This is a genomic window from Rhodoplanes tepidamans (genome assembly GCF_030813915.1).
Lineage (GTDB): Bacteria > Pseudomonadota > Alphaproteobacteria > Rhizobiales > Xanthobacteraceae > Rhodoplanes > Rhodoplanes tepidamans.
Genome location: NZ_JAUSUJ010000021.1, coordinates 22,055 through 37,575 on the forward strand (window position 1 = coordinate 22,055; position 15,521 = coordinate 37,575).

The window sequence follows — 15,521 nt, forward strand, 5'->3', positions numbered from 1 at the left end:
ACGATCAGAACCGGTTCTTGCGCTCGCGCACCTCGGCGAAGACCTCGGCGGCGGGCTTGCCGCTCATCTTCACGGCGGTGGCGACCACGGGAACGTCGGCGCGCAGGAACGGGTTCGCCCGCTTCTCCTCGCCGAGCGACACCGGGATCGTCGGCTTGCCGGCCGCGACCTGCTTCTCGGCCTCGGCGGCGCGCGCCTTCAGGGCCGGGTTGTCCGGCTCGATGGTCAGGGCGAACTTGATGTTGGCGAGCGTATACTCATGCCCGCAGTAGATCCTGGTGTCGTCCGGCAGCGCGCGCAGCTTCAGCAGCGACGCCCACATCACGTCGGGCGTGCACTCGATGACGCGGCCGCAGCCGATCGAGAACAGCGTGTCGCCGACGAAGGCGACCTTGTCGGCCGGGAACACGTAGGCGATGTGGCCGGCGGTGTGCCCGGGCGTGTCGAGCACCTTGGCGGTGAGGGTGCCGACCTTGACGGTATCGCCCTCGACCACGGTCGCGTCGACGGCCGGAATCGGCTGCTTCTCGTGGCGCGGCGCCGTCACCTTGCAGCCGTGCCGCTCCTTCAGCTCGACGACGCCGCCGGTGTGATCACCGTGATGATGGGTCACCAGGATGTCGGTGAGGGTCCAGCCGGTCTCCTTCAGGGCCGCGTCGACGGCCCAGGCCTCCGGCGCGTCGATGGCGGCGGTGGCGCCGGTCGCCGGATCGTGGATCAGCACGCCGTAATTGTCGGACAGGCACTTGAAGAGATGCGTTTGCGCGGCCATGGGGTCCCGTTCGTGCGGTTGGCTCGTCCCTGCACCTAGGATGAACCGGACGATTGCGCAACGGCAACAGGGTCGCGGGCGTACGGCTCGGTGCGGCGACGGACTGTCGACGGGCCGATCCCGGCGCCACGGGCCGCTCGGCCGTCCCCGCCCTCCCGCGCCGGTAAGCTAGGCCGCCGCGCGATCGAAGCGCGCCGCGAGCAGGCTTCGCGTATGCGGATGCCGTCCGTCGCCGTCGAGATCGGCGGCGGCGCAGCGGTCGACGATACGCCCGCCGTGCACGACGACGACCTCGTCGGCGATCCACCGCACCACCTCGGGATCGTGGCCGACGAACAGCATGGCGAACCGGTGCCGGTGCTGCAGCTCCTTCAGCAGCACCAGAATCTGCATCTGGACGGTGGCGTCGAGCGCCGACACCGCCTCGTCGCAGACCAGGATCTGCGGGTCGCACAGGAGCGCGCGGGCGATGCAGACCCGCTGGCGCTGCCCGCCCGAGAGCTGGTGCGGATAGCGGTCGAGCACGGCCGGATCGAGACCGACCGCGGCGAGCGCCTCGGCCGATTTCTCGCGCGCCGCCGTCCGACCGACACCGGAGAGGCGGAGCGGCTCGCCGGCGAGCTGCGCGATGGTGAGGCGCGGATTGAGGGCGCCGGCCGGGTTCTGGAAGACGAGCTGGCAGGCCCGGCGCCGCGCCGGCGGAATCGTCGGGCGCTCGGGCGTCAGGGTGCAGCCGGGCAGCCGGATGCGCCCCGCGGCCGGCCGGCGCAGGCCGGCGATCGCCGCGGCGAGCGTGCTCTTGCCGGAGCCGGACTCGCCGAGCACCCCGAGCGTGCGGCCGCGCGCCAGCGTGAAGCTCGCGCCCGCGAGCGCCCGCACCGGCGCAGCGAAGAGGCCGCGGCCGGGATAGTCGACAGCGAGATTCTCGACCGCCAGGAGCGGCGCGTCCTCGTCCCCGATCGCCGGCGCGGCCGGAGGAGGGGACAGCAGCCGGCGGCGCGCCGACACCAGCCGCTCGGTGTAGGGGAGCCGCGGCGACGAGAGCACCCGGGCGACCGGCCCGGTCTCGACGATCTCGCCGGCCCGCATCACCGCGATGTCGTCGGCCAGCCGGTGAGCCAGGGCGAGGTCGTGGGTGATGAACAGCATCGCCATCCCGCGATGCTCCTGCAGGCGGGCGAGGAGGCGGGCCACCTCGGCCTGCACGCTGGTGTCGAGCGCACTGGTCGGCTCGTCGGCGATCAGCAGGTCGGGGGCGCCGGCGAGCGCCATCGCGATCATCACCCGCTGCTGCTGGCCGCCCGACAGCTCGTGCGGGTAGCGGCGTGCGAAGGCGGGGTCGGCCAGCTCCACCTCGCGCAGCAGTGCGAGCGTCCGGTCGCGACGGGCGGTGCCGCGCGGCACGCCGGCGCGCTGCAGCGACTCGCCGATCTGGACCCCGACCCGCATGAACGGGTTGAGGCACGCCATCGGATCCTGGAATACGATCGCGATGCGGCGGCCGCGCAGCGAGCGCATCGCCGGCTCGTCGCCGAGCGGGAGCGCCCGGCCGTCGAAGCGCGCGCGGGTGCCGGAACCGACCGTTAGTCCGGGTGGCAGCAGGCCGAGGGTGGCGAGCGCCGTCAGCGACTTGCCGGAGCCGGACTCGCCGACCAGCGCGAGCGTGCGGCCGCGCCCGACCGTGAACGACACGCCGCGCACCAGCGGGCCGTGCGGCGCCTCGACCGACAGGGCTTCGACGGAGAGGAGCGGCTCGGTCGGCTCGATCATGCGGAGACCCTCGGATCGATCAGGCGATGCAGGATGTCGGTCGCGGCGTTGATCGCGACGAGGGCGACGACGATCACCGCGATGGCGGCCTGCACGACCGGGTAGTCGCGGCCGTGGATGGCGTTGAGCAGCAGGCTGCCGATCCCCGGCAGGCCGAACAGCACCTCCATGGTGAGCGTGCCGGCGACGAGGCCGGCGAGCACCAGCCCCGACAGCGTCAGCGCGATCGGCAGGGCGGTCGGCAGCAGGTGGACGACGACCACCCGGATCGGATGCAGGCCCTTGGCGCGGGCCGTGCGGACATGCGCGGCCGCGGTCGCCTCGCGCAGCTCCTCGTGGAGGGGCTTCACGATCTGCCCGGCATTGTCGATCCCGATGATCACCACCGGCAGCACCATGCTGCCGAGCACCGGCAGCCAGCCGAGCCAGACCGAGACGATCAGGATCCCCAGCACCCCGACGCAGAAGGTCGGAAACGCGATCGACCAGATGTTGACGGCGTCGACCAGTGCCACCGCCTTGCCGGTGCCGGACGTCACCGCGGCGATCGCGATCGTGAAGGCGATCACGATGCCGACCGCGAAGCTCAGGCTGGCGAAGGTCAGCGTGGTCGGCAGGGCGGTGGCCAGCATGTCGGCGACCGGCCGGTGGAACCGGATCGACTGGCCGAAGTCGCCGGAGAGTGCGGCGGCGCTCCAGGCGACCAGCTGGGCGCCGGCGGAACGGTCGAGGCCGAGCTCGTGCCGCATCGCCTGCTGCTGGGCCTCGGTGAGGTCGCCCTGGGCCGCCAGCACGTCGACGGTGTCGCCTGGGACCACCCGCACGAGCAGGAAGACCAGCACGACGATGGCGGCGGCCTGCAGCAGCATCTTGGCGAGCCGGAGCGCGACGGCGGCGAGGGTGTCGGTGGCGAGGCGGCTCACGGCTCGACCTCCGGGGGCGTCGCGCGGGCGTGGCGCAGCGGGTCGAAACGACGACGGAGGTCGTCGCCGATCACCGACAGGCTGGTGGTGAGGACCACGATAGCGATCACCGGCGCCACGATGGCGTGGGGGGCGATCTCGATGGTGCGGCTCGCATCGGCCACCATGCGGCCCCAGGTGGGCGCGTCCGGCGAGGAGCCCAGCCCGAGAAAGCTCAGCACCGACTCGGTGACGATGCAGCGGGGCAGGACGATGGCCGCCTGCGTGATCAGTGCGCCGGCGAGATTGGGCAGGACATGCAGGCGCAGGACGTGCAGCGGGCCGCCCCCGAACGTCCGGGCCGCCGTGACGTAGTCCTGCGCCATCTCGCGATGCCAGGCGGCGCGGGCCACATAGGCGAAGAACGGTGCGTAGGAGAGGCCGAGCGCGATCGCCACCGGCCCGGCGCCGGCGCCGAGGGCGACGACCAGCAGCAGCGCCAGCAGGATCGGCGGGATCGCCCGGATCAGATCGACGGCGCCGAACAGCAGCGTCTCGGTCAGCCGGCCGAGCGCCAGCGCGACGAGGCCGAGACCGCCGCCGATCGCCAGCGCGACGGCGGCCCCGCCGAAGCCGATCGTCAGCGTCGTGCGGGTGCCGACGAGAAGGCGGGACAGGACGTCGCGGCCGATATGATCGGTGCCGAGCCAGTGCGCCGCGTCCGGTGCCTGGTTGAGCGCGAGCAGATCCTGGTCGAGCGGGTCGTACGGCGCGACCAGGGGCGCGATCGCGGCCATGGCCACGATGGCCACGACCGTGGCGCCGGCCGCGAGAACCGCGACCGGCCATCGGCCGGCGCGCTTCTCGCGGAGCGGTGCGGACGACAAGGCGAGCGACACGGGTGCTCAGCCGGCGAGCCAGGTCTTCGCGACGCCGCCGCTCGCCCAGTTGGGCGACCAGGTGAAGCCCGGCTCGTAGCCCTGCACCTGGCGGCGGAAGGCGATCGGCTCGGCGGCGTGGCCGAGCACGACCGTATAGTAGTTGTCGAGCACGCGCTGCCAGGCCTTGGTGTAGATCGCCTTGCGGTCGGCGACGTCCGGCTCGGCGACGGCGTCCTTCACCAGCCGGTCGAACTCGGGATCCTGCACGCCGCCCCACAGCACCGGGTTGGGGCCGTCGCTCATCAGGCGGACATAGCGCAGGAACACGTCGGCGCGCGGACCCGAATGGATGACGGTGACGTCCCAGTCGTACTGGCCGAGCCGCTTCTGGGTGCCGATGTCGTCGAGCGCGACGTGGTTCACCTGGAAGCCCAGCCGGCGCAGCATCTGCACGGCGACCTGCGGATAGCTCTCCTGCCAGGACACCAGCTCGATCTTCACCTCGGCCGGCTTGACGCCGGCTTCGGCGAGCAGCGCCTTCGCCTTGTCGAGATCCGGCTTGGCGTGAAGGTCGGCGTCGTGCTGCGCCTGGTCGAAATAGAGGTTGCCGGGCGCCACCATCTGGTTGGTGACGACGCCCGAGTCGCCGGCGACGAAGCGCATGAACGCGGTCTTGTCCATCGCATGGGCGATTGCGCGACGGACCCGCAGGTCGTCGAACGGCGCCCGCGGCTTGCGGTTGTTGAACGACAGGAAGTACCAGTTCGTGTCCTTCAGCCGGCTGACCGCGATGTCCTGGGACTTGGCGAGCTGGGCCGCGACGTCACGCGAGACATTGGCGACGTGCAGGTCGCCGGCGCGCAGCGCGAGCCCCTTGTCGACGTCGTCGCGCAGGTCGCATTCGACCGCCTCGAGATACGGCATGCCGGCCCGCCAGTAGGTGGTGTTGGCCGGCGCGACGAGCTTCACCTTCGGTTGCCAGGTGCCGAACCGGAACGGCCCGGTGCCGATCGGCGTCTTGATGGTCGCGTCCCAACCCTCCGACTTCGGCGACACGATCCACAGCTCCGACATCAGGCCGAGCAGCGGACCGTAGGGCTGCTTCAGCGAGACCACGACGGTGCGCGGATCGGGCGCCGTGGCGGAGTCGAGGAGCTTCATGGCGGAGGCGAGCCAGCCGCCGGAGATGCGGGTCTTCACCCGCATGATGTTGGCGACCACGTCCTCGGCCGTGAGCGTCTCGCCGTCGTGGAACGTGACGCCCTGGCGCAGCGTGAACCGGTAGGTCTTGCCGTCCTCGGAGACGTCGAACGACTCGGCCAGGAACGGCTCGACGCCGCCGTCGGGCCCGATCGAGGTCAGCGCCTCGACATAGAGCTGCTGCACCCCGATGCTGCCGACATGGCGATGCGGATCGGAGGTGTCGAGACCGAGTGTCGCGTATTTCAGCACGCCGCCGCGGCGCGGCTCGCCGGCCGCGAAGGCCGGAACGGGCAGGGCGGCGGCGAGGCCGAGCGCGGCCGTTCCGGCGAGGAGATGGCGGCGATTCACGAGGCCAGTATCGTTTCGCACGTGAGAGTCTCCTTCGGGTGAAACGCGCAGGACTGGAGTGGATGGCCGTCCATGCCGGCATGGTCGACGCCGAGATGGCGCAGGACGGTCGGAGCGACGTCGACGATGCGGACCGGGTCGGGCCGCGCGGTGCCGGGCGAGAACCCCTGGCCGTCGATCATCAGGACAGGGGACTGCTCGAAGGCCGCGAGCCCTCCGTGCTGGCCGCAGCCGAGCCGGTCCGGCTTGCCGTCGCGCGGCTTCGCCGCGATGCTCGTTCCGGGCACGCCGAATTCGTTCGGCGTATCGTCGGCTTTCATCGAGATCGCGAAGGCGAGCCCGTGCCGCGGCGCCTGGCCGACGCTCGCCAGTTCCTCGGCGGTCAGGACCGTGCCGGCCCAGGGCTGCGTCCGGAAGAAGGCGTCGAGCCGCGGCCGCCGCGCATCGTGTTCGGGATGGACGTAGATCAGCGCCGAGGTGCCGTTGGAGATCGCCAGAACGTCGCCCGACGCGGCGCTCTCCTTCAGGCCGGCGGCCACGAGCGCGGCGTCGATGTCGACGATGCCGCCGACCGTCTGGTGGCCGTGGTCGGAGCCGACGATCAGCAGCACGTCGTCGCCCGCGGCGCGCAACCGGTCGACGGCGCGCACCACGGCGGCGACGTTGCGGTCGGCGGCGCGCAGCACATCGAGATGCTCCGGCGATCCGAGCGGTGCGCCGTGCTGGATGTGGTCGGGCTCGCCGAGCCAGAGGACCGCGAGGGCGGGCCGTCGCGCGGTCAGGACCTCGGCGGTGAAGCGGTCGGTCATGGCGCGGTCGCCGGCGGCGTCGAGGGTGATGCGGAGCTGCTCGGACTCCGGCAGCGGCGTGCGGCCCGGCCCGAACGCACCGACGCGGTGATAGACGTGGCCGTGCCCATCCGGATCGTGCGCATAGGCGGCGCCCGGCGACACGTTGTTGAAGACGATGGCGCCGCCGTGCGGGGCGAGCCGTTCGGCCAGCGTCGGCACCGCGAGCGAGCGGCCGGTGGCGCGACGCTTGTGCTGCAGGAAGTCCGGGTGGCCGGCGTCATGCGGCACCAGGGCGCCGTCCTCGATCAAGGCGAGCGAGTTGCCCTGCAGCTCGTGGCGCGCCGGCCAGCAGCCGGTGGCGAGCGTCGCGGACACGACCCGGGTCGCCGACGGGAACGCCGAGCGATAGCCGGAAAAGCGCTCGGCCCGCGTCGCGAACTCCGCGAGATGCGGCGTGTGCTCGGCCGTCACGAAGTCGCGGCGCAGCCCGTCGAGGATCACCAGGACGACGCGGCGCATCACGCGACCCCGTTGAGGGCGTAGTCGAAGATGTCGAAGTTGCGCAGGCCCAGCTCGGCGCGCGTCTCGTACGCCGGCACCAGCGAATGCGACAGCAGGAACGGCACCCGCTGCTCGGCGATGCTGCCGTGCGAGCGCAGGCGCTCGCCGGCGAGCTGGGACAGGTCGTGGTCGGCGGCGCGCGCCCCGATCGCGGTGCCGCGTGCGGCGACGATGACGATGTCGGCCTCGCGGTCGAGCGGAAGCTCGAACCGGGCGCAGGCCTCGTCCCTGTCGAGCGCGTGCTCGACGCCGGGCAGGGCGCGCACGAATGCCGCCACGGTCGCCGCGTCGAGGTCGTCGCGCATCAGATGCACGCGCACGAAGCCGCCCAGGGCGCCGTGATGGCGCACGAACGGATCCGTGATCGGGCAGATCACGCGGGTCGCGTCGTGGCCGAACGCCGCGTCGAGGTGGTCGCCGAGATAGAGCACGGCGGGCGTTCCGTCCGGCCGCGCCATGTCCGTCATGCCGTGATCGGCGACGACGCCCAGCGTGGCGCCGAGATCGATCAGCCGGGCGAAGCGGGAGTCGACGTCCGCCATGAAGGCGTTCGCATCCGGCGTGCCGGGCGCGTGCTTGTGCTGAACGTAGTCGGACAGCGACAGATAGAGGAGGTCCGGACGGCGCGTCTCCAGGAGCCGGATGCCGGCGTCCAGCACGTAGAGCGAGAGGTCGGCGGAATACTGGTCCGGCGTGGCGCGGCCGACCAGCGCGGTCAGGTCGGCGATGCCGTGCTCGGCGAGCGTCGCGGCGTCGGCCTTCTCGGCCGAGACGGCGATGCCGTCGAGCTCGTGGCCGAGCGCCTTCCGCAGCTTGTCCTTGGCCGTGACGGCCGCGACCGCCGCACCGGCCTGCGAGAAGCGCGCCAGGACGGTCGGGGCCCGCAGCAGCGAGGCGTCGAGCATCATGATCTCGCGGCCGCTGGCGCGGTCGAGATAGTAGTTGCCGGAGACGCCGTGCACGGCGGGAGGCGCGCCGCAGACGATCGAGACGTTGTTCGGGTTGGTGAAGGTCGGCATGGCCGCGTCGGCGATGCCGTAGAACCCGTCCTGCGCCATCCGCACCATCGTCGGGATCGCACCGGCGTCGCGCGCGGCGTCGACATAGGCCGGGTCGCAACCGTCGAAGCAGACCACCACGGTGGGCCGGCGCGGCCAGGCATAGACCCGGCCGTTGACCTCCACGGCGTCGGGCGGGGCGGACGGACAAGCGGCGGCAGGGGGCAAGACGGATCCTCTCGGGCGGCATCGTGAGCAACGTGTCGTCGCCTATACGCCCGGCCGAAGACACATATGTGACGCAGGCGGCACAAATGTTCTTGACGCGACTCCGCCGGCCCGGGATGGTTGCGCCGGGTCGGCCGCGACGGGACGTCGGGGGCGAAACGGCAGTAGGGACTTCGGCATGGCAGTCGGTGTGGGACAGGTGACGGCGCTCGAGTCCGGGGAGGCGCCTTTCGATGCGGCGCTGGCGGCGCGCATCTGCTGGTACTACTTCAAGGAAGGGCAAACCCAGGACGCCATCGCCCAGCGCCTCGGGCTCACCCGCAAGCGGGTCAACCGCATGCTCAGCGACGCCCGCGACACCGGCCTCGTGCAGATCACCATCGCCGGTCCGGTGGCGCCCTGCGTCGCGCTCGAATGCCGGCTGGTCGAACGCTTCGGCCTCCGCGAGGCCGTCGTCGTACCGTCGCCGGCGGAGGGCACCGACGTGCGCTCGGTGGTCGGCGCGGCGGCCGGCTGGTGGATCTCGGAGCGGCTCCCGCCGTCGGGATCGCTTGGAATCAACTGGGGCGGCACCATCCACGCCGCGGCCCAGAATCTCGCCCGGCGGGTCGGGCAGGGCAACACCGTGGTGCTGCTGTGCGGCGGGCTCGCCGAGAGCACGGCGATCAACCCCTACGACAACGCCGCCTCGTTCGCGCGGGCGCTCGACGCGACCTGCTATTACGTCACGGCGCCGATGTATACCGAGACCCAGGCGCTGCGCGACGCGCTGGTGGAGAGCGATCCGGTCCGACGCGTCCTCGCCATGGTGGAGACGCTCGACCTCGCGCTGATGAGTGCCATCGACCTGACCGCACGGTCGAAGGCGCTCGAATACGGCGTGATCTCCCGCGACCTGTGGCGATCACTGCGCGAGGCCGGCGCCGTGGGCGAGATTTGCGGCCACTATCTCGACCCGGCCGGCCGCCCGGTCGATCATCCGATCGCCGACCGGACCATCCGTCCGCATCTCGACGCCTTGCGGCGGGTGCCGCAGCGTGTCCTCGCCGCCGGGGGGCGGCACAAGGCGCCGGTGATCCGCGCCGCGATCGCGGCCGGGCTCGTCCACGTGCTGATCACCGACGAAGCGGCGGCGCAAAATCTTCTGCGGTGACGGGCTGCCGCCGCGAAGGCCGGAGGAAGGGTCCGCGGCGCCCACGAACGGAAAGGGAAGCGCCGCGACCGTCAGCCGAACGCCCGGCCTTCCTCGCGAAGGATGCGGGCGATCTCGACGAGGCGGTGGTCCGACGAGAAATCCTCGAGCCGCACCGGCAGCGTCTGGCGCCAGTTCGGGTGCTGGTTGATGGTGCCCGGCACGTTCGGCTGGTCGGCGACCTGGAAGGCGTCCTCGGCCGCGACCACCAGCAGCCGGGCCGGCGTGCGGGCCAGGAAGCGGGCGACGCCGTCGAAGGACACGTGGTCGGCGCCGACCTCGTGGCGCAGCGCCGCCGCGATCATCTGGCGGGCATGCTGACGGGCGTCCTCGGTCTCTCCCGGATCGATGCCGAGCCCGTGCTTGACGTCGAGGTCGTGGCCCGACATCCAGCCCGAGAAGGTCGACAGGTCGTGGGTCGAGAACGACACCAGCGCCTGCTCCGGATAGCCGTGCGGCGGGCTGAAGGAGCTGTCGCTGTCCCACGCCCGCTCGAACAGCATGATCCGGTAGGACCACACGTTCCAGCCGGCGAGCGTCTCGCGGAATCCGTCCGGCACGGTGCCCAGATCCTCGCCGATGACGAGGCAGTGCTCGGCCTGGCTCTCCTGCGCGACGACGGCCAGCATCGCCTCGAGCGGGAAGCGCACATACGTCCCCTGGTCGGCCTTGAAGCCGTGCGGGACCATGTAGAGCCGGTTGAAGCCGAGAACATGGTCGAGCCGGATGGCGCCGGCGTGGCGCATCACGGCGCGCAGCGTCTCGCGCAGCAGCGCGAAGTCAGTCTCCATCAGGACACGCGGGTTGAACGAGGCGAGGCCCCAGTCCTGTCCGGCCGTGTTGAGGAGGTCGGGCGGCGCGCCGGCGGAGAGCTCGCGCACATAGGCGCCCTGGTTCGACCAGACGTCGGCCGAGTCCGCCGCGACGCCGACGGCGACGTCGAGATAGAGGCCGACCGGCATGCCGGCCTCGGCGGCGGCGGTGCTGCAGGCGGCGAGCTGGCGATCGGCCGTCCACTGCACGAAGGCATGGAACTCCATCTCGGCGGCGTCGCTGGCCGCGAGCCTCGTCAGGGTGTCGCGCGACGGTGCCCGCCACTCCTCGGGCCACATCCACCACGGTCCGCCGTAGCGGGCGCGCAGCACCGCGAAGGCACAGAAGCCGGTGAGCCAGTCGCCGCGCTCGCTCTTGAAGGCCGCGAAGTCGGCATGCCGCTCGGCGCTGCCGCGCTCGCGGAACGCCTCGAAGGCGAGCCGCAGTGCCTTCAGCTTGGCCGGGATGACGCCGGCATAGTCGACCTGCGCGGTGGAGCGCAGACGCGCCACCTCGTCGGCGAGGCCGGCGGCGGCGAGGCCCGGAAACTCCGGGATCGCCGCGACGTCGACGTAGAGTGGATTGAGGAACAGGCGGCTGGTCGGCGAATAGGGGCTGATCGCCCCCGGATCGTCGAGCGTGATGGCGTGCAGCGGGTTGAGCGCGACGCCGGCGGCGCCGAACGAGCCGGCGATGCGCACGAGGCTGCGCAGATCCGAGAAATCGCCGATGCCCCAGTTGTGCTCCGAACGTACGCCGTAGAGCTGCACGGCGAGCGCCCAGACGCGGCCGCCCTTGTCGAAGGTCTTGGGCTGCCATGCCGCCTCGGGCGCGACCAGCACGGCCTGAGGACGCTCGCCCGCCGGGTCGAGCAGCAGCCGGTAGGAGCCGACCTTGGTCTTCTCCGGCAGCACCACGGCGCCGTGCTCGCAGGTGCCCGACGCGACGGTGCGGTTGCCGCGCGTCAGCTTCCATGCCGTGCCGTCGCCGCACACGCCGTAGATCGGCTCGATCCGGCCCCGGCGGCGAACATGCACGTGCGGTTCGGCACCCGGCGGCGGGCCGCTGCGGGCGAGCACGTCGAGGATGGCGCCGACCGCGTCGTCGCCCACCTCCCGCAGCGTGCCACGTGCATCGTAATAGCTCGTCTCGACCCCGAAGGTCTCGGCCCGGCGGCTCAGCTCGCCCTCACTCATCGCGGTCGACGTGTCCCGTGCTCGCCCGTGGCGGTCCGTCCAGCCCGTAGCGTCAGATCAGTGGCGCTCGAACCGCACCACCGGCGCCTCGACGCCACGCGGTCCGGCCGCCGGCACCGTCGGGAGCTGGGAGACGACCGGCAGCGCCATGTAGGCCGAGTCGTCGAGCGTGCGAACGAAGTCCGCGAACCATAGCTGGACCGACGACGCACGCAAGACTTTCATGTTGGCCTCGAAACGCTCGCAGCGCTCCTCGAGCGACATCGTCAGCGCGCGGCCGATCGCCGCGCCGATCGCCGCGTTGTCGTGCGGATTGACGAGCAGCGCCGCGTCGAGCTCGCGCGCCGCGCCGGCGAACTCGGACAGCACCAGCACGCCGGGATCGAACGGATTCTGGGCCGCGACATACTCCTTGGCGACCAGGTTCATGCCGTCGGCGAGGGGCGTCACCAGACCGACATGGGCGGTCCGGTAGAAGCCGGCCAGAGTCGATTGGGCGTAGCCCTTGTTGAGATAGCGGATCGGCGTCCAGTCGGGCTCGCCGAACCGGCCGTTCACGTCGCTGACCAGATGGGCGATCTCCGACTTGAGGGCCTTGTAGGCCGGGATGTCGCCGCGCGACGGGACCGCGATCTGCATCAGCGTCACGCCGCGGCGGAACGACGGCTCGCTATCGAGCAGCGCCGCGAAGCCGCGGATGCGGTTCGGCAGGCCTTTGGAGTAGTCGACGCGATCGACCCCGATGGCGAGCTTGGCGCCGTGCAGGCTCGAGCGCAGGCGCGACACCTCCGGGCGGGCCGCCGCCCTGGTGGCGCGGCTGGCGAACAGCTCGGTGTCGATGGTGATCGGGAAGGCGCCGAGCCGCGTCTCGCCCTGACGCGAGCGCACGACCGTGCCGGCGCCGGACCCGCCGGCCGTCACCGTGCCGGTGACGGCGAGGCCGAGCTCGCGCCTCAGATAGTCCTCGAAGTTGCGCCGGGAGTCGTCGGTCTGGAAGCCGATCAGATCATAGGCCAGCATCGCCTCGACGAGCTCGCGATGATGCGGGACGGCGACGAGCGTGTCGCGGCCCGGCAGCGGCGTGTGCAGGAAGAAGCCGATCGGCTGGGAGACGCCGAGCCGGCGGAGCTCGGCGCCGAGCGGCAGGAAATGATAGTCCTGCACCCAGACCATCGCCTCGCCGCGGCAGAAGCGCAGCAGCGCGCGCGCCATGATGCAGTTCACCTCCCGATAGGAGGCGTAATCCTGCGGGCTGGTGTCGATCAGGTCGGGACGCGAATGCAGGGCCGGCCACAAGGCCGAGTTGGAGAAGCCTTCGTAGTAGCCGCGATAATGCGCTGTCGGCAGGTCGAGTGTCGCCAGTGCACCTTTGCCGAGCGCTTCCACCTCGACGAACGGCTCCTTGGCGGAGGCGTCGCGGGTGCGTCCGCTGGCGCCGACCCAGATGGCTCCCGAATCCGTCACGGCCGGCAGCAGAGCCGCGGCCAGGCCGCCCGTCATGGGCTCGTCCGCCTTGGCTCTCGCCACCCTGTTGGAAACCACGACGATGTCCACGGTCAATCCTCCTCGCAGCCGGCTCGCACCCGGCGGAGCAGCCGGTCACGGTCATCATCACGCCTCGTTCACGCCTCGAAACAACAACTTAGAATGCACCGGGTTCCCCTCCGCGAGGCCGCCGTCGAATTTCGGGCAAAACCGCCGGTAAGATCGACACGGGATTCGATGCTTCGAAGGCGTGGCGGACGCGGCACCGGCCGCTCCGCGCCGGCTTCGCGAAGGCCTCCAAATGGAACCGGAACGCCCCTGATTTGTTTTCGTTTACCGTCGGGTAGCACCGGCACAGCAATCATTCGGGACATGACGCACGATCCGCGCCTTACCTCGGCCCTGGACGCGACTCCGCTCGATTCGGACGTCGATGGTCGCCGCTACGTCATCGAAGACGTGTACCCGACCGTCGATGCCGGCCGGCATCCGGTGAAGCGCATCGTCGGCGAGCCTGTCGACGTGTGGGCGGACATCTTTCGGGATGGCCACGAGGTGACGGCGGCCGCGCTGCGCTGGCGGCGCGAGGGCGAGCGCGGCTGGTGGACGGCACCGATGGTCCCGGTCGAGAACGACCGCTGGCACGGCACCTTCGTGCCGATCGAGCTCGGCCGCCACGCGTTCGCGATCGAAGCCTGGACGAGCGCCTTCGGCACCTGGCGTCGCGACACGCTCGCCAAGCAGAAGGCGGGGCTGGACATCACGCTGGAGCTGAAGGAAGGCCGCGAGCTCGTGGCCGCGGCACTGCCGCGCGCCGGCGACACCGCCGGCCGTCTGCAGGCGGCGCTGAACCGGTTCGACACGACCGCGGACGCGCGGCCGCTGCTCGCCGAGGAGCTCGCCGCCGCCATGGCGGCGGTCGAGCCGCGCCCCGACCTCACCTGGAGTCAGGCCTACCCGTTGATGATCGAGCGGGCGCGGGCGCGCGCCGGCGCATGGTACGAGCTGTTTCCGCGCAGCCAGACCGACGATCCCGGCCGTCACGGCACGTTCGACGACGTCATCGCCCGACTGCCCGATATCGCTGCGATGGGCTTCGATGTCCTCTATTTCCCGCCGATCCACCCGATCGGCGTGACGAATCGCAAGGGCAAGAACAATTCGCTGAAGGCCGAGCCGGGCGATCCGGGCAGCCCCTATGCGATCGGTGGCGCCGAGGGCGGCCACGACGCCGTCCACCCGCAGCTCGGCACGCTCGCGGACTTCCGTCGGCTGGTCGCCGCGGCCCGCGGGCACGGGCTCGAGATCGCGCTCGACTTCGCCACCCAGTGCTCGCCCGACCATCCGTGGATCAGGCAGCATCCGCAGTGGTTCAGGTGGCGGCCGGATGGCTCGATGAAATACGCCGAGAATCCGCCGAAGAAGTACGAGGACATCACCAATCCGGACTTCTACTGCGCCGACCGTGTCGCTCTGTGGGAGGCGCTGCGCAACGTGGTGGAGTTCTGGGCCGAGCAGGGCGTTCGCATCGTGCGGGTCGACAATCCGCACACCAAGCCGTTCCCGTTCTGGGAGTGGATGATCCACGAGGTGCAGACGCGCTTTCCCGACGTGATCTTCCTGTCCGAGGCGTTCACCCGCCCGAAGGTGATGAAGGCGCTGGCCAAGCTCGGATTCTCGCAGTCCTACACCTACTTCACCTGGCGCACCGGCAAGGACGAGCTGTCCGCCTACATGGCCGAGCTGACCCGGCATCCCGAGCGCGAGTACTTCCGGCCGAACTTCTTCGTCAACACGCCCGACATCCTGCCCTTTCATCTACAGGGCGGTGAACGCTGGATGTTCATGTCGCGGGTCGCGCTGGCCGCGACGCTCGCCGGCAGCTACGGTGTGTTCGCCGGCTTCGAGCTGCTCGAGCACACGCCGCTCGCACCCGGACGGGAGGAGTATCTCGACTCGGACAAGTACGAGATCCGGCCGCGCGACTGGAACGCGCCCGGAAACATCAAGGGCTACATCGCCCAGCTCAACGCCATCCGGCGTGCCAATCCGGCCCTGCAGCAGACCGCGAACTTCGGCTTCGCACAGGTCGACAGCCCCAACGTGATCGGGTTCGTCAAGGAGTCGGTCGCCCACGACAACGTGGTGGCGGTCGCCGTGGCGCTCGCGCCGGGACCGCACGACGTCTGGCTTCATTTCGGCGACATGCGGATCGGCCCGGAAGGCGCGCGCCGTCCGGTGCGGGCCGTCGAGAACCTGGTGACGGGCGAATGGCGCCTGGTCGAGTGGGGCGGCGTACGTCTCGCCATCGATCCGGACCGCGACCCCGCCGTGCTGATGCGTTGCGTCGCCTGATCGTGCGGCCGGACGAGCCATTTCCA

General features: G+C 71.1%; 11 protein-coding genes. 2 read left to right on the forward strand and 9 right to left on the reverse strand.

The genetic code is table 11. The features are described from left to right. Positions 1-4: 4 nt before the first annotated feature. The 7 genes from gloB to phnA all read right to left on the reverse strand — a co-directional run bounded on the left by gloB (position 5) and on the right by phnA (position 8,454). Positions 5-772, reverse strand: a complete 768-nt coding sequence (gene gloB, locus J2S22_RS22220) for a hydroxyacylglutathione hydrolase (RefSeq protein WP_272777427.1) — start codon at positions 770-772, stop codon at positions 5-7. Positions 773-940: 168 nt separating this feature from the next. After that, positions 941-2,542 carry a dipeptide ABC transporter ATP-binding protein gene (locus J2S22_RS22225; protein ID WP_272777426.1) on the reverse strand — a complete coding sequence of 534 codons (1,602 nt, stop codon included), beginning with the start codon at positions 2,540-2,542 and terminating at the stop codon, positions 941-943. Continuing rightward, complete coding sequence (locus tag J2S22_RS22230; protein WP_272777425.1) at positions 2,539-3,465, reverse strand: ABC transporter permease; 927 nt, start codon at positions 3,463-3,465, stop codon at positions 2,539-2,541. Before J2S22_RS22230 ends, J2S22_RS22225 begins: the two co-directional genes overlap by 4 nt. Next, positions 3,462-4,343, reverse strand: coding sequence for an ABC transporter permease (locus J2S22_RS22235; RefSeq protein WP_272777424.1), 882 nt, complete (start codon positions 4,341-4,343; stop codon positions 3,462-3,464). Before J2S22_RS22235 ends, J2S22_RS22230 begins: the two co-directional genes overlap by 4 nt. A gap of 6 nt (positions 4,344-4,349) precedes the next feature. Beyond that, positions 4,350-5,897, reverse strand: a complete 1,548-nt coding sequence (locus J2S22_RS22240) for an ABC transporter substrate-binding protein (protein ID WP_272777423.1) — start codon at positions 5,895-5,897, stop codon at positions 4,350-4,352. Beyond that, on the reverse strand, positions 5,873-7,186 hold the full coding sequence (locus tag J2S22_RS22245; protein ID WP_272777422.1) for an alkaline phosphatase family protein: 1,314 nt from the start codon (positions 7,184-7,186) through the stop codon (positions 5,873-5,875). The genes J2S22_RS22240 and J2S22_RS22245 overlap by 25 nt, the downstream gene beginning before the upstream one ends. Further along, entirely contained in the window at positions 7,186-8,454 is a 1,269-nt protein-coding gene (phnA, locus tag J2S22_RS22250) for a phosphonoacetate hydrolase (RefSeq protein WP_272777421.1), read from the reverse strand. Before phnA ends, J2S22_RS22245 begins: the two co-directional genes overlap by 1 nt. Before the next feature lie 178 nt (positions 8,455-8,632). Here phnA and J2S22_RS22255 point away from each other — a divergent pair, with 178 nt between their 5' ends. Further along, entirely contained in the window at positions 8,633-9,607 is a 975-nt protein-coding gene (locus J2S22_RS22255; protein ID WP_272777420.1) for a sugar-binding transcriptional regulator, read from the forward strand. 71 nt (positions 9,608-9,678) lie between these two features. On the opposite strand, the gene malQ is transcribed toward J2S22_RS22255, so the two are convergent. Both malQ and J2S22_RS22265 read right to left on the reverse strand, forming a co-directional pair. Then, positions 9,679-11,655, reverse strand: a complete 1,977-nt coding sequence (malQ, locus tag J2S22_RS22260; protein ID WP_272777419.1) for a 4-alpha-glucanotransferase — start codon at positions 11,653-11,655, stop codon at positions 9,679-9,681. 57 nt (positions 11,656-11,712) lie between these two features. Further along, positions 11,713-13,209: an alpha,alpha-trehalose-phosphate synthase (UDP-forming) gene (locus tag J2S22_RS22265; protein WP_272777418.1), complete on the reverse strand. Its 1,497-nt coding sequence runs from the start codon at positions 13,207-13,209 to the stop codon at positions 11,713-11,715. Positions 13,210-13,512: 303 nt separating this feature from the next. On the opposite strand from J2S22_RS22265, the gene J2S22_RS22270 reads away from it, so the two are divergent. Further along, the gene (locus J2S22_RS22270) at positions 13,513-15,495 is read left to right on the forward strand and encodes an alpha-1,4-glucan--maltose-1-phosphate maltosyltransferase (RefSeq protein WP_272777417.1); all 1,983 of its coding nucleotides are present in this window, start codon (positions 13,513-13,515) and stop codon (positions 15,493-15,495) included. The last annotated feature ends 26 nt before the right edge of the window (positions 15,496-15,521 follow it).